This window comes from Streptomyces sp. NPDC006872 (genome assembly GCF_040635845.1).
GTDB lineage: Bacteria > Actinomycetota > Actinomycetes > Streptomycetales > Streptomycetaceae > Streptomyces.
The window spans coordinates 180008-201397 of record NZ_JBEYIL010000015.1; the positions used below are offsets into that span (position 1 = coordinate 180008).

Annotated in this window: 20 protein-coding genes; 9 read left to right on the top strand and 11 right to left on the bottom strand. The window is 71.0% G+C overall.

Annotated elements, in window-relative coordinates:
• Positions 1 to 82: 82 nt before the first annotated feature.
• From ABZ725_RS36755 to ABZ725_RS36770, 4 genes are all read left to right on the top strand, one after another.
• Positions 83 to 883, top strand: a complete 801-nt coding sequence (locus ABZ725_RS36755) for an AAC(3) family N-acetyltransferase (protein ID WP_358806744.1) — start codon at positions 83 to 85, stop codon at positions 881 to 883.
• A gap of 87 nt (positions 884 to 970) precedes the next feature.
• Positions 971 to 1894 (top strand): ABC transporter ATP-binding protein, encoded by a 924-nt coding sequence (locus tag ABZ725_RS36760; protein ID WP_358806745.1) that lies wholly within the window; start codon positions 971 to 973, stop codon positions 1892 to 1894.
• A gap of 50 nt (positions 1895 to 1944) precedes the next feature.
• Complete coding sequence (locus ABZ725_RS36765; protein ID WP_358806812.1) at positions 1945 to 2676, top strand: ABC transporter permease; 732 nt, start codon at positions 1945 to 1947, stop codon at positions 2674 to 2676.
• A 66-nt stretch (positions 2677 to 2742) separates the two neighbouring features.
• Positions 2743 to 3753 (top strand): COX15/CtaA family protein, encoded by a 1011-nt coding sequence (locus tag ABZ725_RS36770; RefSeq protein ID WP_351918913.1) that lies wholly within the window; start codon positions 2743 to 2745, stop codon positions 3751 to 3753.
• Positions 3754 to 3781: 28 nt separating this feature from the next.
• Here ABZ725_RS36770 and ABZ725_RS36775 read toward each other — a convergent pair whose 3' ends face one another.
• The 4 genes from ABZ725_RS36775 to ABZ725_RS36790 all read right to left on the bottom strand — a co-directional run bounded on the left by ABZ725_RS36775 (position 3782) and on the right by ABZ725_RS36790 (position 7098).
• Positions 3782 to 4534, bottom strand: a complete 753-nt coding sequence (locus tag ABZ725_RS36775) for a nucleotidyltransferase domain-containing protein (protein WP_358806746.1) — start codon at positions 4532 to 4534, stop codon at positions 3782 to 3784.
• An 18-nt stretch (positions 4535 to 4552) separates the two neighbouring features.
• Positions 4553 to 5659: an amidohydrolase family protein gene (locus ABZ725_RS36780; RefSeq protein ID WP_351918909.1), complete on the bottom strand. Its 1107-nt coding sequence runs from the start codon at positions 5657 to 5659 to the stop codon at positions 4553 to 4555.
• Between the two features lie 92 nt (positions 5660 to 5751).
• On the bottom strand, positions 5752 to 6081 hold the full coding sequence (locus ABZ725_RS36785) for a hypothetical protein (RefSeq protein WP_358806747.1): 330 nt from the start codon (positions 6079 to 6081) through the stop codon (positions 5752 to 5754).
• 99 nt (positions 6082 to 6180) lie between these two features.
• Positions 6181 to 7098 carry a heme o synthase gene (locus ABZ725_RS36790; RefSeq protein WP_358806748.1) on the bottom strand — a complete coding sequence of 306 codons (918 nt, stop codon included), beginning with the start codon at positions 7096 to 7098 and terminating at the stop codon, positions 6181 to 6183.
• Between the two features lie 391 nt (positions 7099 to 7489).
• Here ABZ725_RS36790 and tkt point away from each other — a divergent pair, with 391 nt between their 5' ends.
• Genes tkt through pgl form a run of 5 tightly spaced genes read left to right on the top strand, consistent with a single transcriptional unit; the run spans position 7490 to position 14203 of the window.
• Positions 7490 to 9577: a transketolase gene (gene tkt, locus ABZ725_RS36795; RefSeq protein ID WP_358806749.1), complete on the top strand. Its 2088-nt coding sequence runs from the start codon at positions 7490 to 7492 to the stop codon at positions 9575 to 9577.
• Between the two features lie 34 nt (positions 9578 to 9611).
• Positions 9612 to 10730 carry a transaldolase gene (gene tal, locus ABZ725_RS36800; protein WP_358806750.1) on the top strand — a complete coding sequence of 373 codons (1119 nt, stop codon included), beginning with the start codon at positions 9612 to 9614 and terminating at the stop codon, positions 10728 to 10730.
• A 4-nt stretch (positions 10731 to 10734) separates the two neighbouring features.
• On the top strand, positions 10735 to 12273 hold the full coding sequence (zwf, locus tag ABZ725_RS36805; protein ID WP_351918901.1) for a glucose-6-phosphate dehydrogenase: 1539 nt from the start codon (positions 10735 to 10737) through the stop codon (positions 12271 to 12273).
• The gene (gene opcA, locus ABZ725_RS36810; RefSeq protein WP_358806751.1) at positions 12270 to 13424 is read left to right on the top strand and encodes a glucose-6-phosphate dehydrogenase assembly protein OpcA; all 1155 of its coding nucleotides are present in this window, start codon (positions 12270 to 12272) and stop codon (positions 13422 to 13424) included. Before zwf ends, opcA begins: the two co-directional genes overlap by 4 nt.
• The gene (gene pgl, locus ABZ725_RS36815; protein WP_351918898.1) at positions 13421 to 14203 is read left to right on the top strand and encodes a 6-phosphogluconolactonase; all 783 of its coding nucleotides are present in this window, start codon (positions 13421 to 13423) and stop codon (positions 14201 to 14203) included. Before opcA ends, pgl begins: the two co-directional genes overlap by 4 nt.
• A 39-nt stretch (positions 14204 to 14242) precedes the next feature.
• Here the strand turns inward: pgl and ABZ725_RS36820 are convergent, their stop codons facing one another.
• From ABZ725_RS36820 to ABZ725_RS36850, 7 genes are all read right to left on the bottom strand, one after another.
• Positions 14243 to 15121, bottom strand: a complete 879-nt coding sequence (locus ABZ725_RS36820; RefSeq protein ID WP_358806752.1) for a hypothetical protein — start codon at positions 15119 to 15121, stop codon at positions 14243 to 14245.
• Between the two features lie 131 nt (positions 15122 to 15252).
• Positions 15253 to 16902: a glucose-6-phosphate isomerase gene (pgi, locus tag ABZ725_RS36825; RefSeq protein WP_358806753.1), complete on the bottom strand. Its 1650-nt coding sequence runs from the start codon at positions 16900 to 16902 to the stop codon at positions 15253 to 15255.
• 59 nt (positions 16903 to 16961) lie between these two features.
• A complete protein-coding gene (locus tag ABZ725_RS36830) occupies positions 16962 to 18155 on the bottom strand; it encodes an MFS transporter (RefSeq protein ID WP_358806813.1) in 1194 nt (397 codons plus the stop codon).
• A gap of 255 nt (positions 18156 to 18410) precedes the next feature.
• Positions 18411 to 18746 (bottom strand): RNA polymerase-binding protein RbpA, encoded by a 336-nt coding sequence (locus ABZ725_RS36835; RefSeq protein ID WP_003957010.1) that lies wholly within the window; start codon positions 18744 to 18746, stop codon positions 18411 to 18413.
• 211 nt (positions 18747 to 18957) lie between these two features.
• A complete protein-coding gene (secG, locus tag ABZ725_RS36840) occupies positions 18958 to 19194 on the bottom strand; it encodes a preprotein translocase subunit SecG (protein WP_351918892.1) in 237 nt (78 codons plus the stop codon).
• A 95-nt stretch (positions 19195 to 19289) separates the two neighbouring features.
• Positions 19290 to 20066 carry a triose-phosphate isomerase gene (tpiA, locus tag ABZ725_RS36845; RefSeq protein ID WP_351918891.1) on the bottom strand — a complete coding sequence of 259 codons (777 nt, stop codon included), beginning with the start codon at positions 20064 to 20066 and terminating at the stop codon, positions 19290 to 19292.
• Positions 20067 to 20072: 6 nt separating this feature from the next.
• On the bottom strand, positions 20073 to 21284 hold the full coding sequence (locus ABZ725_RS36850; RefSeq protein WP_358806754.1) for a phosphoglycerate kinase: 1212 nt from the start codon (positions 21282 to 21284) through the stop codon (positions 20073 to 20075).
• Between the last annotated feature and the right edge of the window lie 106 nt (positions 21285 to 21390).

Consider the following 21390-nt stretch of genomic DNA (forward strand, 5'->3'; position numbering starts at 1 on the left):
GATCTTTGATCGATCAGAGCGAGCACCGACGGCCGATTAAATCACTGGCCCCCGAAGCCCTCCGCGAGGACACTGCCGGACCATGCCCACACCACCTCCCACCGGCCCACTTGTCACCCAGGACACCCTGACGGCGGAGCTCCGCGCACTGGGCGTCGAACCCGGCGAGATCCTGCTCGTGCACTCCTCGCTCAGCTCACTCGGCTGGGTGTGCGGAGGCGCCGTCGCGGTCGTGCGAGCGCTGCTCGACACGGTCGGCCCGGACGGCACACTCGTGGTCCCCACCCAGTCCGGCGACCTGTCCGACCCCGCCCTGTGGAGCAATCCGCCGGTCCCCGAGCAGTGGTGGGAGCGGATCCGGGCGAGCATGCCCGCCTACGACCCCCTCGTCACCCCCTCCCGCGGCGTCGGCGTGATCCCGGAGACGGTCCGCACCTGGCCCGGCGCGCTGCGCAGCGGCCACCCGCAGACATCGTTCGCGGCGCTCGGGGCGCGGGCCGCGGAGGTGGTCGAGGGCCACTCCCCCGACTGCCGGCTCGGCGAGCGCAGCCCGCTGGCCCGGCTGGAGAAGCTCGGGGCACGCGTGCTGCTCCTGGGCGCCGGCTACGACACCTGCACCAGCTTCCACCTGGCCGAGTACCGGATACCGGCCCCCGTCGTCACGGTGGGCCGGCCGGGAGCCGACGGCGGCTGGGAGGCGGTGACCGAGGTGTCGATCGACTCCGACCGCTTCGACGAACTGGGCCACGACTTCGAACGCGACCGTGCCGTCGTCCGGGGCAGGGCGGGCGCGGCCGACGTACGGCTGTTTCCGGTCGCGGACGCCGTGGCCTACGCCCAGCGGTGGCTGCCCCTGCACCGGTCCCGCGAGGACGAATTCTGAACACGCCCGCCGCAGCCGCCGTCGCGAATGGCCGCTTCCCGTACCCCCCGGTCCGAGCCCCCGTCCGCGAACCTAGACTCTTGAGCCATGCGAAGTGAGCCTGTCGTCCAGGTCCAGGCCCTGGTGAAGCGGTACGGGACGAAGACCGCGGTGAACGGCCTCGACCTGACGGCCGGGCCGGGCGTCACCGCCGTCCTCGGACCCAACGGCGCCGGCAAGACGACCACGATCGAGACCTGCGAGGGGTACCGCAAGCCGGACTCCGGCACGGTGTCCGTCCTCGGCCTCGACCCGGTGCGACAAGCCTCCGACCTGCGCCCCAGAATCGGGGTGATGCTCCAGTCGGGGGGTGTGTACTCGGGTGCGCGGGCCGACGAGATGCTCCGGCACGTGGCCGGGCTGCACGCCCACCCGCTGGACGTCGACGCCCTCGTCGAACGCCTCGGCCTCGGCTCCTGCGGCCGCACGACCTACCGTCGCCTCTCCGGCGGCCAGCAGCAGCGCCTCGCGCTGGCCATGGCCGTCGTCGGCCGCCCGGAGCTGGTGTTCCTGGACGAACCGACGGCCGGCCTCGACCCACAGGCCCGCCGCGCCACCTGGGAGCTCGTACGGGACCTGCGGGCGGACGGCGTCTCGGTCATCCTGACCACCCACCACATGGACGAGGCCGAACAGCTCGCCGACGACGTCGCGATCATCGACGCGGGCCGGGTCATCGCCCAGGGCTCCCCCGAGGAGCTGTGCCGCGGCGGCGCCGAGAACACCCTGCGCTTCACCGGCCGCCCCGGCCTCGACGTCGCCTCGCTGCTCAAGGCCCTGCCCGCCGACAGCGGCGCCGCCGAGCTGACCCCGGGCTCCTACCGGGTCAACGGCAAGGTCGACCCGCAACTGCTCGCCACGGTCACCTCGTGGTGTGCGCAGCACGGGGTGATGCCGGACCGGATCTCGGTGGAACGGCACACCCTCGAAGACGTCTTTCTTGAGCTGACCGGCAAGGAGCTGCGCTCGTGACCGCCACTGGCACCTACACCCCCCGGCCCGGCGCGGCCCCCCTCCCCCGCATGATCGCGACGCAGGCGGCGCTGGAGACGAAGATGCTCCTGCGCAACGGCGAGCAGCTGCTGCTCACCGTGGTGATCCCGGCGCTGCTGCTGGCCCTGTTCGGCAGCGTGGACATCGTCGACACCGGTGCGGGCAAGGCGGTGGACTTCCTCGCCCCCGGCATCCTCGCGCTCGCCGTGCTGTCGACGGCGTTCACCGGGCAGGCCATCGCGACCGGCTTCGAACGCCGCTACGGGGTGCTGAAGCGGCTCGCCGTCTCGCCCCTGCCCCGCTGGGGCCTGATGACGGCGAAGACGCTGTCGGTGCTGGTCACGGAGATCCTCCAGGTGATCCTGCTGACCGCGATCGCCTTCGCGCTGGGCTGGGACCCGCACGGCGCTGGGACATTCAAAGGCGTGCTGGCCGTGCTGCTCCTGCTCGTCCTGGGCACGGCCGCCTTCTCCGGCCTCGGTCTGCTGATGGCGGGCACCCTGAAGGCCGAGGCGACGCTGGCCGCGGCCAACCTGGTCTTCCTGCTGCTCCTCGTGGGCGGCGGGGTGATCGTCCCGCTCGACAAGTTCCCGCCGACCGCCCAGGACGTGCTCGGCCTGCTCCCGATCACCGCCCTCTCCGACGGCCTGCGGGACGTCCTCCAGCACGGCGCGGGCATGCCCTGGGGCGACCTGGGGATCCTGGCCGGGTGGGCGGTCGTCGGACTCGCGGCGGCGGGGAAGTTCTTCCGCTGGGAGTAGCCACGAGCAGCGGAGACCGGCGACACGGGGGACCCTCGTGAAAGCGTGCACAAGCGGCCGCCTACGATGGGACGCGTGCCAAAAGTGACCCGTGCCGACGCCGTAGCCGCCGTGCGCAACCCCCTCGTCTTCATCGCCGCACGCTGGACCCCCACACCCCGGACGGTTCAGCGAGCGGCCCTCTTCGCGCTCGTGATGTCGGTGGTCATCGTGGTCACCGGCGGTGCCGTCCGGCTCACGGGCTCCGGCCTGGGCTGCCCGACCTGGCCGAAGTGCACCGACGACTCGCTCACCGCGACCAGCGCGATGGGCTTCCACGGCGCCATCGAGTTCGGCAACCGCATGCTGACGTACGTGCTCTGCGCCGCCGTCGGCTGGGCGATCATCGCCGCGCGCTCGGAGAAGCCGTACCGCCGGAGCCTGACCCGGCTGGGGTGGGCGCAGTTCTGGCTGGTGATGGGCAACGCGGTCCTCGGCGGGATCGTGGTGCTCGTCGGCCTCAACCCGTACACGGTCGCGGCGCACTTCCTGCTCGCCTCGGCGCTCACCGCCGTCGCCACGCTGATGTGGCAGCGCACCCGGGAGGGTGACGCGGCGCCCAAGCCGTTGGTCGGCGCGTCCGTGCAGCAGCTGGTGTGGTTCCTGGTGGTCGCCTCGGCGCTGCTGATCGCCGTCGGCACGGTGGTCACCGGCTCCGGTCCGCACGCCGGCGACTCCAGCGAGGTCGAGCGGATGCCGCTGGACTGGGAGACGGTGGCCAAGCTGCACGCCGTGCTGGCCTGGATCGTGGTGACGCTGACCTTCGCCCTGTGGTTCGTCCTGAAGGCGGTCGACGCCCCCAAGGGCCCCCTGGACCGCACCCGCGAGCTGTTCCTGGTCCTCCTCGCCCAGGGCGCCATCGGCTACGTCCAGTACTTCACGGACCTCCCGGAGGTCCTGGTCGGCGCGCACATGTTCGGCTCGTGCCTGGTGTGGATCGCGGTGCTGCGCGTACTGCTGGCGCTGCGCGAACGCCCCCTGACGACGATCGACCTGCCGGGCCCGGCGACCGAGGCGACGGTCGGCACGCGCGCGTAGACCCGCGCCTGCTTCGGCCTTACGCGCTTCAGCCGTACGTCTTCACGAGGTCGTCGATCGCCGGTCCCAGGTAGCCCCGGGTCAGCTCGCCCCGGCGGTCGAGCCATGGCCCGTCCGGCTGCCCCGGCCGCCCGTACCGGCGTCGCTCGATGTCCTCGACGACCTCCACCGGCGCCCCGAGCCCGGGCAGCGCGTCCAGTGCCTCTCGCTTGGAGACGAGCCGGCCCTCGCGCAGGGTGACGGTGGCCCGGGCGTACGTCAGCAGCCCCAGGTCGACCCAGACGTCACGGTGCCAGAGGTCTGCCTTGTCGAGCGCGGGCCGCCAGAAGTCCCGCTGGTCGCGGACGACGAAGTCACCGAGTTCGCGGTCCGTCACCGGCGGGAGGAGGGCGCGGGGCGACTGCCCGTGCAGCACCCGGCCGAAGTCGTGCAGTTCGCGCCGGGTCACCGGGGTGACGGTCCGCCGGAACAGCTCGCCGTGGGCCCACGTCAGGTGCCGCCGCCCCGGCTCTGCCGCCCTGGCGGGGGTCAGGTAGGTGCAGTGCAGCTGCGGGGCGAGCGGCTCGCCGCGCAGCCGGGCGTGCAGCCGGGCCAGGTCCCACACCGCGCGCGGGGTGAGGGGTCCGGCCGGCACCGCGACGAGGTCCAGGTCGCTGCGGCCCTCCTGGTAGTCGCCCCCGGCGAGCGAGCCGTGCGCCCAGACGGCGACCGGGCCCGCCGGCGACAGCTCGGCGAGCTCGGCCAGGAAGCGTTCGAGCAAAGCGTCCGTGCGGGTCGTCATCCGCCCAGTCTGTCCAGCTCACCCCAGCCCGTACACCCTGCGCGCGTTGCCCGCCGCGATCAGGCCCGCCACCCGCTGGGCGTCCGTCAACGACCACGCGCCCTCCGCGACCCAGGTGCCCAGCACCCGGGCCAGGGCCTCGCGGAACAGCCGTGCCCCGACCACATGCAGCTCGGGCAGCCCCTGGGCCCCGCTGGAGAACAGGATCTTGCCGAAGGGGGCCAGTTCCAGGATCTCCGCGAGGATCGTCCCGGCGCGGGCGCCGGTCCGTACGAGGGCCGCGCCGGAGTCCGCGTACACATGCGAGAAGACTCCGGCGAGATGCGCGGCGTGCCGGTGGTACGGGTAGCCGTGCAGCAGGACGAGGTCGGTGCCGAGGCCGGCCGTGGCGCGGACGAAGTCGGTGAGCAGGACGGGGTCGGTGCGGTCGATGCGCGCCCCCGGCGCCCCGAGTCCCGCGTGCAGTTGCAGCGGCAGGCCCGAGGCGACGGCGATCCACAGCAGGTGCCGCAGCAGCACCGGGTCGCTCAGCTCGCCGCCGACCCGGCGCGCGGCCAGCCAGCGGCCCGCCGCACCGCGCACCTCACCCGGGCCGGGCGGTTCGGGCGCGAGGGCGAGGCCGTGCCGGACGCCCGCGACGGAGGTGAAGGCCACGGCGTTCGCGGCGGCCGCGTGGACCGCCTCGGCGAGGTTGGCGAGGAAGGACTCGACGGTGCCGGAGGTGTCGGCGACCTGCTCCGCGAGAAGTTCCAGCCGCACGATCTCGCGCGCCTCGGCGGCACCCGCGGAGGCCAGCTCGCCCGGTCCGGTGAGGTCGCCGGGCAGGCCCGTGTCGACCAGATACGTCGTGATGCCGCTGCCGCGCAGCAGCCGGCGGCCCGATTCCAGTACGCCGAGTTCACGACGCCGGGCGAGATAGCGGGCGGGCGGCGCGTGCGGTTCCAGGCCGAGCAGCGGCGGACACCAACGGCGTACCGCGAACCCCGTCTGGGTGTCGAAGAGCGTCGTGCCCGGGGCGGGCGGGCCCTCGGTGCGGGCCAGCTGGGCCTCGAACGTGCCGAGACCCAGCTCCGTTCTCAGGACGCCGTGGCAGTACTGGTCCACCAAGGACGGCGTTTCGATCATCCGGACTCCCCGGGAGCTGGACCACGTCGCTTCCACGGGGCCTAACGGGTGACCGGGGTGTCAGGTGTTGCTGCGCAGCCGTTTGTTGCTGCTCAGCCGTTCTTCGGTCCGCCGACCTGGATGCCCGCCATCCGGGTCCACTCGTAGCGGCCCGTGGTCACCTTCGACGCGAACTCGCCGTCGAAGGACTCGTGGACGGTGATCCCGGCCTTCTCGACGGCCTTCTCGGCGACCGCGACCGAGGGGGCCACCAGGTCGCCCCAGCCGCCGTCCTCGCCGACGAGGACGATCCGGGCGCCGCGCTCGCCGATGTACGCGACCTGGCCCTCGGCCCCGCCGTGCTCCTTGGAGAAGGCGCTGATCTGCTTGGCGAGCCGCGTCGCGGTGCGCTCGGCCTTCACGTCCTGCTTGGTGTCTGCCATGGCCAGGATGCTACCGACGGGTAGATCGAACGGCGACGGCCGGGGTGCGTGGCCTTGACCACGCACCCCGGCCGTCGCACGGACCGGCTCAGTGACCCGTCAGCGCAGGAAGGGGTCCACCGCGACCGCCACGAAGAGCAGCGACACATAGGTGATGGACCAGTGGAACAGCCGCATCTCCTTCAGCTTCCCGCCCGTGCTCTCGGCCTTCGCGCGGTTCTGCAGCGCGTGCGCCTCCCACAGCCACCAGCCGCCGGCCACCAGCGCGACCGAGGTGTAGAACCAGCCGGTGTAGCCGAGCGGGGTCAGCAGCAGCGAGACGACGACCATCACCCAGCTGTAGAGGACGATCTGCTTGGCGACGACCTTGTTGGAGGCGACGACCGGCAGCATCGGCACGCCCACGCGCGCGTAGTCGTCCCGCACCTTCATGGACAGCGGCCAGTAGTGCGGCGGCGTCCAGAAGAACATGACGAGGAAGAGGACGACCGGCGCCCAGGACATCGAGTTCGTCACGGCCGACCAGCCGATCAGCACCGGCATGCAGCCGGCGATGCCGCCCCACACGATGTTCTGCGAGGTGCGCCGCTTGAGGATCATCGTGTAGACGACGACGTAGAAGAGGAGCGCGCCGAGGGCGAGCCACGCCGACAGCCAGTTGACGGTCAGACCGAACAACAGCGTCGAGACCACCGCGAGGGTGAAGCCGAAGGCGAGGCACTCACGCGGGCTGACCATCCCGGTGACCAGCGGACGCTGCGAGGTGCGGTCCATCAGCGCGTCGATGTCACGGTCGATGTACATGTTGAGCGCATTGGCGCCGCCCGCGGAGAGGTAGCCGCCGAGGCAGGTCAGCACCACCAGGCCGAGGTCCGGAACGCCCTGCTGCGCCAGGAACATCACCGGGACGGTGGTGATCAGCAGCAGCTCGATGATCCGCGGCTTGGTCAGCGCCACGAATGCCTTGACCCGGGCCCCGAACGGCCGCCGGCTCGGGCTCTGGCTCGTCCCGATCATCCCCACTGGACGGGATTCAACGGCCGTCACGCACACCCCTGACAGAGACTCCCAGCAAGCCCGCGGGTGTGAACTCCCCGTAAAGGCTCGCGCGTACCACGCCACTGTAGACGTTGCCCATACCCCGACATTCGCGGGGGTGGGGTCGTGTTGGGAGGCGGCCCCGGAAGAGCTGATCGGCACTCCGTTGAGCACTCGTACGAGCGCCTCCGTATTCACATGCCGAACAGGAAACACACCGGTCGGGAGGCGGATCCCGAAGACTCCCGGCAGTCTGGAATGACTCGAAAAATTGCACGTTCTGACGGGGGTAGGCTCGACAACGGCCGGTGGGCGCCGCGTGCACCGGCATTCGACATGCGTGACATGTGGAGAGGAGCCCTGACCCAGGGTGAGCACCAAGCCGACCACCACAGACCTCGAGTGGACCGAGTTGGACCAGCGGGCCGTGGACACCGCCCGCGTCCTGGCCGCCGATGCCGTACAGAAGGTCGGCAACGGCCATCCCGGTACGGCGATGAGCCTGGCGCCTGCCGCGTACACCCTCTTCCAGAAGGTGATGCGGCACGACCCGGCGGACGCCGACTGGGTCGGCCGCGACCGCTTCGTGCTGTCCGCCGGCCACTCGTCCCTGACCCTCTACACCCAGCTGTACCTGGCCGGCTTCGGCCTGGAGCTGGAGGACCTGAAGTCGTTCCGTACGTGGGGTTCGAAGACCCCGGGTCACCCGGAGTACGGCCACACCACCGGCGTCGAGACGACGACCGGCCCGCTGGGCCAGGGTGTCGCCAACGCCGTCGGCATGGCGATGGCCGCCCGCTACGAGCGCGGTCTGTTCGACCCGGAGGCCGCGCAGGGCGAGTCGCCCTTCGATCACTTCGTGTACGCGATCGCGGGTGACGGCTGTCTGCAGGAGGGCATCTCCGCGGAGGCGTCCTCGATGGCCGGCCACCAGAAGCTGGGCAACCTGGTCCTGCTGTGGGACGACAACCACATCTCGATCGAGGGCGACACGGAGACGGCCGTCTCCGAGGACACGGTCAAGCGGTACGAGGCGTACGGCTGGCATGTGCAGCGCGTCGCCCCGAAGCCGGACGGCGACCTGGACCCGCACGCCCTCTACAACGCGATCGAGGCCGCGAAGCAGGTGACGGACAAGCCGTCCTTCATCGCGATGCGCTCGATCATCGCCTGGCCCGCCCCGAACGCGCAGAACACCGAGGCCGCGCACGGCTCGGCGCTCGGCGACGACGAGGTCGCGGCCACCAAGCGCGTCCTCGGCTTCGACCCCGAGCAGTCCTTCGAGGTCGCCGACGAGGTCATCGCCCACACCCGCAGGGCGCTCGACCGGGGCGCCGACGCGAAGGCGGACTGGGAGAAGTCCTTCCAGCTGTGGCGCGACGAAAACCCGGCGCGGGCCGCCGAGTTCGACCGCATCGCCGCGGGCGAGCTGCCGGCCGGCTGGGAGGAGAAGCTCCCGGTCTTCGAGCCCGGCAAGGGCGTCGCCACCCGCGCCGCGTCCGGCAAGGTGCTCCAGGCGCTCGGCGCGATCATCCCCGAGCTGTGGGGCGGCTCGGCCGACCTCGCGGGCTCGAACAACACGACGATCGACAAGACGTCGTCCTTCCTCCCCGCGGACAACCCGCTGTCGGAGGCGGACCCGTACGGCCGCACGATCCACTTCGGCATCCGCGAGCACTCCATGGCCGCGGAGATGAACGGCATCGCGCTGCACGGCAACACCCGTATCTACGGAGGCACCTTCCTGGTGTTCTCCGACTACATGCGCAACGCCGTCCGGCTGTCCGCGCTGATGCACCTGCCGGTGACCTACGTGTGGACCCACGACTCCATCGGTCTCGGCGAGGACGGCCCCACCCACCAGCCGGTCGAGCACATCGCCGCGCTGCGCGCCATCCCCGGCCTGAACGTCGTCCGCCCGGCCGACGCCAACGAGACCGCGATCGCCTGGCGCGAGATCCTCAAGCGCCACACCAAGGTCTTCGGCAAGGGCGCCCCGCACGGTCTGGCCCTCACCCGCCAGGGCGTGCCGACGTACGAGTCCAACGAGGACACCGCGCGCGGCGGTTACACGCTGTTCGACGCCTCGGGCGGCACGCCGGAGGTCATCCTCATCGCGACCGGCTCCGAGGTGCACATCGCCGTCGAGGCGCGCGAGCAGCTGGAAGCCGACGGTGTGCCGACGCGAGTCGTGTCCATGCCGTCCGTGGAGTGGTTCGAGGAGCAGGACCAGGCGTACCGGGACAGCGTGCTGCCCCCGTCCGTCAAGGCCCGCGTCTCGGTCGAGGCGGGCATCGGACTGACCTGGCACAAGTACGTCGGGGACGCCGGTCGCATCGTTTCCCTGGAGCACTTCGGTGCTTCCGCCGACGGCAAGGTCCTCTTCCAGGAGTACGGCTTCACTGCCGAGAACGTGGCCGCGAAGGCCCGGGAATCCCTCACCGCCGCCCAGCGCTGACGCTCACATACGACACGTAGGAGATGCAATTTCCATGACAGACGCACTCAAGCGCCTCTCCGAGGAGGGCGTCGCGATCTGGCTGGACGACCTGTCGCGCAAGCGGATCACGTCCGGCAACCTCGCCGAACTGATCGACCAGCAGCACGTCGTGGGCGTCACCACCAACCCGTCGATCTTCCAGAAGGCGATCAGCAGCGGCGACGGCTACGAGCAGCAGCTCGCCGACCTCGCCGCCCGCAAGGTCACCGTCGAAGAGGCCATCCGCATGATCACGACGGCGGACGTCCGGGACGCCGCCGACATCCTGCGCCCGGTCTACGACGCCACCGGCGGCCAGGACGGCCGGGTGTCGATCGAGGTCGACCCGCGCCTGGCGCACCACACGGCGCCGACGGTCGCCGAGGCCAAGCAGCTCGCCTGGCTGGTCGACCGGCCCAACACGCTGATCAAGATCCCGGCCACCAAGGCGGGTCTGCCGGCCATCACCGAGGTCATCGGCAACGGCATCAGCGTCAACGTCACGCTGATCTTCTCGCTGGAGCGCTACCGCGAGGTCATGGACGCCTACCTGGCGGGCCTGGAGAAGGCGCAGGCCAAGGGCCTGGACCTGTCCCTGATCCACTCCGTGGCGTCGTTCTTCGTCTCCCGCGTCGACACCGAGATCGACAAGCGGCTCGACGCGCTCGGCACCGACGAGGCCAAGGCCGCCCGCGGCAAGGCCGGCGTCGCCAACGCGCGGCTCGCCTACCAGGCGTACGAAGAGGTCTTCTCGAACGGCCGCTGGGCCGCGCTGGAGAAGGCGGGCGCCAACAAGCAGCGTGCGCTGTGGGCCTCTACCGGTGTGAAGGACCCCGCGTACAAGGACACCCTGTACGTGGACGACCTGGTGGCGCCCAACACGGTGAACACCATGCCGGAGGCGACCCTGTTCGCCACCGAGGACCACGGTCAGATCACGGGCGACACGATCGCCGGCACCTACGAGCAGGCCCGTGCCGAGCTCGACGCCGTCGAGAAGCTCGGGATCAGCTACGACGACGTGGTCCAGCTGCTCGAGGACGAGGGCGTCGAGAAGTTCGAGGCCTCCTGGAACGACCTGCTCAAGTCGACCGAGGCAGAGCTGGAGCGCCTCGCCCCCTCGGAGGGCTGACACCTTGGCATCTCTTGCCGGATCCGGAGCCAACCCGCTCCGTGACCCCGCAGACCGACGGCTCCCGCGTATCGCGGGGCCGTCGGGCCTGGTCATCTTCGGCGTCACGGGCGATTTGTCCCGGAAGAAGCTCATGCCCGCCGTGTACGACCTCGCCAACCGGGGTCTGCTCCCGCCGGGCTTCTCGCTGGTCGGGTTCGCCCGCCGCGAGTGGAAGCACGAGGACTTCGCACAGGAGGTCCACGACGCGGTCAAGGAGCACGCCCGCACGCCCTTCCGCGAGGAGGTCTGGCAGCAGCTGGTCCAGGGCATGCGCTTCGTGCAGGGCGTCTTCGACGACGACGACGCGTTCGAGCGGCTGCGCTCGACGATCGAGGAGCTCGACAAGGCGCAGGGCACGGGCGGCAACTTCGCCTTCTACCTGTCCGTGCCGCCGAGCTCCTTCCCGGTGGTCATCCAGCAGCTGAAGAAGCACGGGCTGGCCGACCAGGAGGGCGGCTCCTGGCGCCGCGCGGTCATCGAGAAGCCCTTCGGCCACGACCTCGCCTCGGCCGAGGAGCTCAACAAGGTCGTGCACGAGGTCTTCGCCCCGGACCAGGTCTTCCGCATCGACCACTACCTGGGCAAGGAGACCGTCCAGAACATCCTGGCGCTGCGCTTCGCCAACACCATGTTCGAGCCGATCTGGAACCGGTCCTTCGTGGACCATGTGCAGATCACCATGGCCGAGGACATCGGCATCGGCGGCCGGGCCGGCTACTACGACGGCATCGGCGCCGCCCGTGACGTCATCCAGAACCACCTGCTCCAGCTGATGGCCCTCACGGCCATGGAGGAGCCGGCCTCCTTCGACGCGGACGCGCTGGCCGCCGAGAAGACCAAGGTGCTCGGCGCGGTACGGCTGCCGAAGGACCTGGGCCTGGCCACCGTGCGCGGTCAGTACGCGCCCGGCTGGCAGGGCGGCGAGAAGGCCGTCGGCTATCTGCAGGAAGACGGCATCGACCCCAAGTCGAAGACCGACACCTACGCGGCCATCAAGGTCGAGGTCGACAACCGCCGCTGGGCGGGCGTCCCCTTCTATCTGCGCACCGGCAAGCGGCTGGGCCGCCGGGTCACCGAGATCGCGGTGGTCTTCCAGCGGGCCCCGCACTCCCCGTTCGACTCCACGGCCACCGAGGAGCTCGGCGCGAACGCGATCGTCATCCGGGTCCAGCCCGACGAGGGCATCACGGTCCGCTTCGGCTCGAAGGTGCCCGGCACCTCGATGGAGATCCGGGACGTGTCGATGGACTTCGCCTACGGCGAGTCCTTCACCGAGTCCAGCCCCGAGGCGTACGAGCGCCTCATCCTCGACGTGCTGCTGGGCGACTCGAACCTCTTCCCCCGCACAGAAGAGGTCGAGCTGTCCTGGAAGATCCTCGACCCGATCGAGCAGTACTGGGACAAGCACGGCAAGCCCGCCCAGTACCAGTCGGGCACCTGGGGGCCCGTCGAAGCCGACGAGATGCTCGAGCGAGACGGACGGAGCTGGCGCCGGCCATGAAGATAGACCTCACGGACACCACTGCCAGCAAGATCAACAAGGCGCTGGTGAAGGGCCGCCGGGCCATCGGCACCCCCGCCGTCGGCATGGTGCTCACCCTCGTCGTCGTGACGGACGAGGAGAACGCCTACGACGCCCTGAAGGCGGCGGGCGACGCGTCGCACGAGCACCCCTCGCGCACGCTCGTGGTCATCAAGCGGGTCTCGCGCTCGGCCCGGGGCCGCACCGACTCCCGCCTCGACGCCGAGGTGCGGGTGGGCGCGGACGCGGGCACCGGCGAGACGGTCATCCTGCGGCTGTACGGCGAGGTCGCCGACCACGCCCAGTCGGTCGTCCTGCCGCTGCTGCTGCCGGACGCGCCGGTGGTGGTCTGGTGGTCGGTGGACGCCCCGCGCGATCCGGCGGGCGACCCGCTGGGGGCCCTGGGCCAGCGCCGGGTCACCGACAGCTACGCGGCCGAGAAGCCCATCAACGAACTGCGGGCGCGCGCCGAGAGCTACGAACCGGGTGACACCGACCTGGCGTGGGCCCGGATCACCCCGTGGCGCTCGATGCTGGCCGCGGCCCTCGACCAGATCTCCTGCGAGATCGTCTCCGCCGAGGTGGCGGGCGAGGAGTCCAACCCGAGCGTCGAGCTGCTCGCCATGTGGCTCGCCGACCGGCTCCATGTGCACGTCCGGCGCGCGGTCTCCGCAGGTCCCGGTCTGACCCAGGTCCGGATGGAGACCACCGCGGGCCCCATCACCCTGCACCGGTCGGACGGCGCGATGGCCACCCTGGCGCTGCCGGGCCAGCCCGACCGCGCGGTGGCGCTCAAGCGGCGCAACACGGCCGAGCTGCTCGCGGAGGAGCTGCGCAGGCTCGACCCCGACGACACCTACGCGTCCGCCCTGCGCTTCGGGGTGGACCGGCTCGGCGGGATCCAGTCGGCGGAGGAGCGCGCCGAGGAGCGGGCCGGGGCGGGCGCTCAGCCCACGCCGGCCCTCCCGGTCCGCGGGGTGCCGGAACCGGCGGCGGCCGCCCGGAAGCCCGCGCCGACCGCGTCGGCCGAGCCGGCCGCCGAGCCGGCCGCCGCGCCGTCGGGCGCCGGTGACGCGGACCGGCCCACTCCGGCGCAGATGCCCCCGGTCAGGAAAGCGGATCCGCAGTGAGCACTCCCCAGCTGGTCGTGCACCGCGACAAGGAGCTGATGGCGCAGGCCGCCGCGGCCCGCCTGATCACGAAGATCGTGGACGCCCAGGCCTCCCGGGGTCAGGCGTCCGTGGTCCTCACGGGCGGCCGCAACGGCAACGGTCTGCTGGCCGCGCTGGCCGCGGCGCCGGCCCGCGACGCCATCGACTGGGGCCGTCTCGACCTGTGGTGGGGCGATGAGCGGTTCCTGCCCGAGGGCGACCCGGAGCGCAACGTCACCCAGGCCCGCGAGGCCCTGCTGGACTCCGTCCCCGTGGACCCGAAGCGCGTGCACGCCATGCCCGCGTCCGACGGTCCCCACGGCGCCGACGTGGAGGCGGCCGCGGCCGCCTACGCCGAGGAGCTGGCCCGCGCGGCCGGCCCCGAGAACCACGGCGCCGTGCCCACCTTCGACGTCCTGATGCTGGGCGTCGGCCCGGACACCCATGTGGCCTCGCTCTTCCCGGAGCTGCCGGCCGTACGGGAGACCGAGCGCACGGTGGTCGGCGTCCGCGGGGCGCCCAAGCCCCCGCCGAACCGGGTCACCCTCACCCTCCCGGCGATCCGGTCGGCCCGTGAGGTGTGGCTGCTCGCGGCCGGCGAGGACAAGGCGCAGGCCGCGGCGATCGCCCTGTCCGGCGCGGGCGAGATCCAGGCCCCCGCGGCGGGCGCGCAGGGCCGGGCCCGCACCCTGTGGCTCCTGGACACCGCGGCGGCCTCCCGGCTCCCGCGGTCGCTGTACCCTCCCGCGTCTCCCTGACGCACTCGCCCGGCAAGCCCCGCAACGGAACCCGTACGGTCAACCGCCGTACGGGTTCTGTCCGTTGTAGGGCTGGTAGGGGCCGCCGCCGTACGGGTTCTGCGGCGGCGGGGCGTACGGCGCCCCCTGGGGATGACCGTACGGATGGCCGTACGGATGGCCCTGCGGCGGGACCGGGGGCGGCGCGGCCGCGGACGCCTGCGGCAGGGTGGCCGGGTGGGCCGAGAGGCGGATGCCGTAGCGCCGCTTGAGCCGGCGCGTCTCCAGCAGGGCGATGCTCGTCACGGTCAGCGGCGCGCCCAGGATGAAGACGATGCCCATGGTGAGGCTCAGCCCGTGCAGGTCGCCCGTGACGAGGTCGGGGAGAGCCATCAGCCAGGTCGTCACCGTGGCGAGCAGCGGAGGCAGGGACCGGTGGACGGCGGCCGTGCCGAAGAAGTTCCCGGAGACCTGCACCGCTCCGTAGATCACCATGCCGGTCAGCCAGAGCGCGGCGAAGCCGAGCGGCACCAGCCAGAAGCCGCCGAGCGTCATCGTCCCCTGCCACAGGAACACCAGCCCGACGACCGAGCCGATGAAGAACAGCAGCAGCTTGAGCGAGTTGAGGAGCGGCACCCGCATCTGGCGGACGGTCCCGGTACGCCGCCACACGAAGAGCATCACGCCGACCGTCAGCGGCGTGATGAAGAGCACGACGACGGACGCCGTCAGCATGTTCTCCAGCACTTCTTCGAAGGCGAACTTGCGCTGCACGAAGGTGTACACGCCGAAGGCCGCGACGGCTCCGGCGATGATGCGTGCCTTCTTGAGCCGATCCACGGACGGATCGACCGACGCCGGGATCCACACCGGGTGGTACAACGCCTGCGCCACCTGTTTCGGCTGCAGGATCGACCGCATCGACAGTCTGTCGCTCATCCAGTTCCCGCGCGTGCCGGCCAACTTCCACTCCCCCGAGTCGTCGCTGCGTGATCCTCGCGGATTTTACGGGAAGCGGACGGACTCCCGCCGCCCGCTTCCCCGTTCCTTCCCGCGTCGGCTACCGGCCGCTACCGGCCGCGCAGTTCCCGGTACCTGGCCACGAGTGCCTTCGTCGACCCGTCGAGCCCCGGGACGTCCGCGCCTTCCGTCAAGGCCGGCTCGATGCGCTTGGCGAGGACCTTGCCGAGCTCCACGCCCCACTGGTCGAAGGAGTCGATGTTCCAGATCGCGCCCTGCACGAACACCTTGTGCTCGTAGAGGGCGACGAGCTGGCCGAGGACCGAGGGGGTCAGCTCACGGGCCAGGATCGTGGTCGTGGGGTGGTCGCCCTTGAACGTCTTGTGGGCCACCAGTTCCTCGGGCACGCCCTCCGCGCGCACCTCCTCCGGTGTCTTGCCGAAGGCCAGCGCCTGGGTCTGCGCGAAGAAGTTCGCCATCAACAGGTCGTGCTGGCCCTCCAGTTCGGCACTCAGTTCGGCGGACGGCTCGGCGAAGCCGATGAAGTCGGCCGGGATGAGCTTCGTGCCCTGGTGGATCAACTGGTAGTAGGCGTGCTGCCCGTTGGTGCCCGGGGTGCCCCAGACGACGGGGCCGGTCTGCCAGTCGACCTCGCGGCCGTCCCGGCCGACGTACTTGCCGTTGGACTCCATGTCCAGCTGCTGCAGGTAGGCAGCGAACTTGGACAGGTAGTGGCTGTAGGGCAGCACGGCATGCGACTGGGCGTCGTGGAAGTTGCCGTACCAGACGCCCAACAGGCCCAGCAGCAAAGGCACGTTGGACTCGTCGGGGGCGGTGCGGAAGTGCTCGTCGACAAGGTGGAAGCCGTCGAGCATCTCGCGGAAGCGGTCCGGGCCGATGGCGATCATCAGCGACAGGCCGATCGCCGAGTCGTAGGAGTAGCGGCCGCCGACCCAGTCCCAGAACTCGAACATGTTGACGGTGTCGATGCCGAAGTCGGCGACCTTCTCGGCGTTGGTCGACAGCGCCACGAAGTGCTTGGCGACGGCCGCGTTGTCGCCGAGCGCGCCCAGCAGCCAGGTGCGGGCCGAGGTCGCGTTGGTGATCGTCTCGATGGTGGTGAACGTCTTGGACGCGATGATGAACAGCGTCTCGGCCGGGTCCAGGTCGCGGGTGGCCTCGTGCAGGTCGGCGCCGTCCACGTTCGACACGAAGCGGACCGTGAGGTCGCGGTCGGTGTAGCCGCGGAGCACCTCGTAGGCCATCGCGGGGCCCAGGTCGGAGCCGCCGATGCCGATGTTCACCACGTTCCGGATGCGCCGACCGGTGTGACCGGTCCAGGCGCCGGAGCGGACCCGGCCGGCGAAGTCGGCCATCTTGTCGAGGACGGCGTGCACCGCCGGGACGACGTTCTCCCCGTCGACCTCGATCACCGCGTCGCGAGGGGCGCGCAGCGCGGTGTGCAGGACCGCGCGGTCCTCGGTGGTGTTGATCTTCTCGCCGCGGAACATGGCGTCCCGCAGGCCGAAGACATCGGTGGCTGCGGCCAGCTCGCGCAGGTGGCGCAGCGTCTCGTCGGTGACGAGGTGCTTGGAGTAGTCGATGTGCAGGTCACCGACCTGCAGCGTGTACCCGGCGCCGCGCTCGGGGTCGGCGGCGAACAGCTCCCGCAGCCGCACCTCGCCGAGTTCCTCGCGGTGTTTGGCCAGAGCGGTCCACTCGGGCGTCTGGTTGAGCCTCGTACGGCCGTCTGCGTTCATGTCGGACTTCAGCCCTCTTTCCTCATCTGTCCTTGCCCCGCGCCTCTCAACCTAGTTGATCAGGAGGGGACGTCAGCCGTCGCGGCACCGTCGTACGGGGCAACAACAGGTACGTCCGCCTTGCCCGCGGGTATCAACGCGGCGACTGCGAGTGCGAAGAGCAGAGCCGCCAGCAGTGCGGGCGTGTTGAGGCCGAAGGCCCGGGCGGCCGCTCCGCCGAGCAGCGCGCCCAGCGGCGCGCCGGAGGTGGAGGCCGTCCGGAAGGCGGAGGCGATACGGCCCACCATGGACGCGGGGCTGCGCTGCTGCATGAGCGTGACCTGGTTGACGTTCCACACCATGTTCATGATGCCGAGCAGCAGCATGCCCACGAGCAGCGCGCCGAGGTGCCGAACCGTGCCCATGAGCAGCAGTGACACCGTCTGGACGCTCCCGCCGAGCAGCAGGGCCCGGGCCCGCCCGACGCGGCCCGCGATCCGCTGGGCGACGAAGCCCCCGACGAGGCTGCCGAGCGCGTACACGGTCATCGCCGCGGCGAACTCGGTGTCGCCCGCGTGCAGCCAGCGCGTCACATGCAGCACCAGCGTGGCGATCAGGGCGCCCATGCCGATGTTGCACAGCAGGGTGGCCAGGCAGATCGACCGCAGGACGCCGTCGCCCCACAGGTGCCGCAGGCCTTCGCCGATCTCCGCGCGCAGGGTGCTGCCGGCGGGGCGCGGCTCGCGCTCGGGCGGTCGTATCCGCAGGGAGGCCACCAGGGCGGCGGCCAGCAGATAGGTGCCCGCGTCGGCCGCGAACGGCAGGAAGGCGCCGACGCCGAGCAGCAGCGGCACGACCGGGCCGGCCAGCAGACCGCCCGCGAGCTGTTGACCGGTCATCAGGCGGGCGTTGGCCCCGCCGAGGGTCTCGGCGTCCACCAGGGAGGGCAGCAGGGCCGTGGCGGCGTTGTCGAAGAGCGTCTGAAGGGTCGTCAGCAGGAAGGCGAGGGCGAGCAGCAGCGGGATGGAGGCGTGCCCGAGGGCCACGGCGAGCGCGAAGGCGGCGACCAGCAGACCGCGCACGGTGTCCACGGCCCACATCGCGCGCCGCTGGTCCACCCGGTCGGCGACGGCCCCGCCGAGCAGGCCGAACAGCAGCCACGGGAGGTAGGCGCAGGCGGTCACGGAGGCGATGACCAGGGGATCGTCCGTGAGTTGGACGGCGAGCAGGGGCAGCGCGGTGGTTCGCAGCGCGTCCCCGAAGCGGGAGATCACGGCGGCGCTCCACAGCCGCCCGAACCCCCCGCGCCACGCGGGCGCGCGCACCCCCGCCGTACCGACCGCCGTCACAACTCCCCCTCCCGGTTCGCGGGTTCACCGCGAGACACGGGAACCGCTGTGAAAACCGTAGAGGGCACCACTGACAATCGGCCCGCGAAGCAGCGTCTGCCTCGGGTCGGATCGGATCGGGGCAGCGTGAAACAGGTCCGGCCAGGCGCCCTGGGGCGCCCGGCCGGTCCTGGAAAGTCGCTAGATCTCGCCCCGCAGTTTGGCGAGCGCTTCGGCGAGGATCGCCTCGCCGTCCGCGTCGCTGCGCCGCTCCCGCACATAGGCGAGGTGCGTCTTGTAGGGCTCGGTGCGCGGCGGGTCCGGGGGGTTGTCCCGGTCCTGTCCGGCGGGGAATCCGCAGCGGGGGCAGTCCCAGGTGTCGGGGACCTGCGCGTCGCTGGCGAAGCTGGGCTGCGTCTCGTGTCCGTTGGAGCACCAGAAGGAGATGCGCAGACGGGGCGCGGACTCGCCCCGCTCGGCCTCGCCCATCGGCCCCGCCCCGACCCGGCTTCCTCGGATCGCGTTGCCACTTGCCACGGTCGTAACTCCCTGCGTGATGGTGCCGCAAAGCGAGTCGGCGTTTCGCTTCGCTGCGAGCGCCTCAGTCTACGTAAGGCCCAACGCGCGTCCAGTGATTCGAGTTACAGCTCCCACACCTAGACGCAAGCCCCATGATAGGCCGCGCTCAGCTGCGCGTACCGAACATGGGGCCTTACGTACCGGATTGTGCGTGCCTGTGCGACGCTGATCAGCTGTTCGTCTTCATCAGCAGGCCGAGGACGATGATGGAGGCGAACCACAGCATGCCGACCACGACGGTGATGCGGTCGAGGTTGCGCTCGGCGACCGAGGAGCCGCCGACGGAGGACTGCATGCCGCCGCCGAACATGTCGGAGAGGCCGCCGCCCTTCCCCTTGTGCATCAGCACCAGCAGCATCAGCAGCAGGCTGAAGACGATCAGGGCGATCGAGAACCCCAAAACCACGGCTGGACCAACTTCCTCGGAATCGGATAACGACGGGGGCACGGCACGACGGCCATGCCCCCGCAAGGGTACGACGGATCGCCGCTACCGCATACTCACTGGTCGCGGAAGCGCACGATCTTGACGAACTCGTCGGTGTCCAGCGAGGCGCCGCCGATCAGCGCGCCGTCGATGTCGGCCTGCGCCATGATCTCGGCGACGTTGCCGGACTTGACGGAGCCGCCGTACTGGATGCGGACGCCGTCGGCCAGTTCCTGGCTGTAGAGCTCGGCGAGCTTGGCGCGGATGGCGGCGCAGACCTCCTGCGCGTCCGCGGCGCCGCAGACCTTGCCGGTGCCGATGGCCCACACCGGCTCGTAGGCGATCACGACGGACTCGGCCTGCTCGGCCGGGAGGTCCTTCAGACCGCCCTCGACCTGGGCGAGGGTGTGGGAGACGTGGTTGCCCGCCTCGCGGACGTCCAGCTCCTCGCCCACGCACAGGATCGGGGTCAGACCGTGCTTGTAGGCGGCCTTGACCTTGGCGTTCACGACGTCGTCGGTCTCGTTGTGGTACTGACGGCGCTCGGAGTGGCCGATGGCCACGAACGTGCACTTCAGCTTGGCGAGCATCGGACCGGAGATCTCGCCGGTGTAGGCGCCGGAGTCCTGCGCCGAGATGTCCTGAGCGCCGTACTTGATCTTGAGCTTGTCGCCGTCGACCAGGGTCTGTACGGAGCGCAGGTCGGTGAAGGGCGGCAGGACGGCGACCTCGACGGCCTCGTAGTCCTTGTCGGCCAGGGCGAAGGCGAGCTTCTGGACGTGGGCGATGGCCTCGAGGTGGTTGAGGTTCATCTTCCAGTTGCCCGCCATCAGCGGCGTGCGAGTGGTCATACGGGGTCAGTCCTCCAGTGCGGCGAGGCCGGGGAGCGTCTTGCCCTCGAGGTATTCGAGGGAGGCGCCGCCGCCGGTCGAGATATGGCCGAATGCGTTCTCGTCGAAGCCCAGGATGCGGACGGCCGCGGCGGAGTCGCCGCCGCCGACGACCGTGAAGGCCGGGGAGTCGACGAGGGCCTGGGCGACCTCTTTGGTGCCCTCGGCGTAGTCGGGGTGCTCGAAGACGCCCATGGGGCCGTTCCAGAAGACGGTGGCGGCGTCGGCGAACTTCGAGGCGTACAGCTTGCGGGTCTCGGGACCGATGTCCAGACCCTCCTGGTCGGCGGGGATCGCGTCCGCGGCGACGGTGGCGGGGTTCGTCGGGGCCTTGGCCTTCAGGTCCGGGAACTCGGTGGAGACGAGGACGTCGACGGGCAGGACCAGCTCGACGCCGGTCCGCTCGGCGCGCTCGAGGTATTCCTGTACGACCGGGACCTGGTCCTCCTGCAGGAGGGAGATGCCCACCTCGTGGCCCTGGGCCTTGAGGAAGGTGTAGGCCATGCCGCCGCCGATGAGGATGCGGTCGGCCTTGCCGAGGAGTTGGTCGATGACGGCGAGCTTGTCGGAGACCTTGGCGCCGCCGAGGGCGACGACGTAGGGCCGCTGGACGTCCTCGGTGAGCTTCTTCAGGACGCCGACCTCGGTGGCGATGAGGAAGCCGGCGGCGTGCGGCAGCCGGGCCGGGAGGTCGTAGACCGAGGCGTGCTTGCGGTGCACCGCGCCGAAGCCGTCGCCGACGTAGACGTCGGCGAGCTCGGCGAGGCGATCGGCGAAGGCGCCGCGCTCGGCGTCGTCCTTGGCCGTCTCGCCCGCGTTGAAGCGCAGGTTCTCGATGACGGCGACCTGGCCGTCGGCCAGGCCCGCGACGACCGAGCGCGCGGAGTCGCCGACCGTGTCGGTCGCGAAGGCCACGGCGGAGCCGAGGAGCTCGCCCAGCCGGGAGGCGGCGGGGGCGAGGGAGAAGGCCGGGTCCGGCGCGCCCTTGGGACGGCCCAGGTGCGAGGCGACGACCACCTTGGCGCCCGCGTCCGCGAGGGCCTTGACGGTGGGCAGGACGGCGCGGATACGGCCGTCGTCGGTGATGGCGCCGCTCTCGAGCGGCACGTTGAGGTCGGCGCGGACGAAGACCCGCTTGCCTGCGACGCCTTCGGCGAGAAGTTCGTCGATCGTCTTCATAGAGAGGGCTCCCGAGGAGGACTTGTCGTGCTCGTGATCGTAAGAGGGCTGATCTGTACGTGAGTCAGGGCCCGGACGGCGCGTCCCTGCGCCGCCCGAGCCCTGT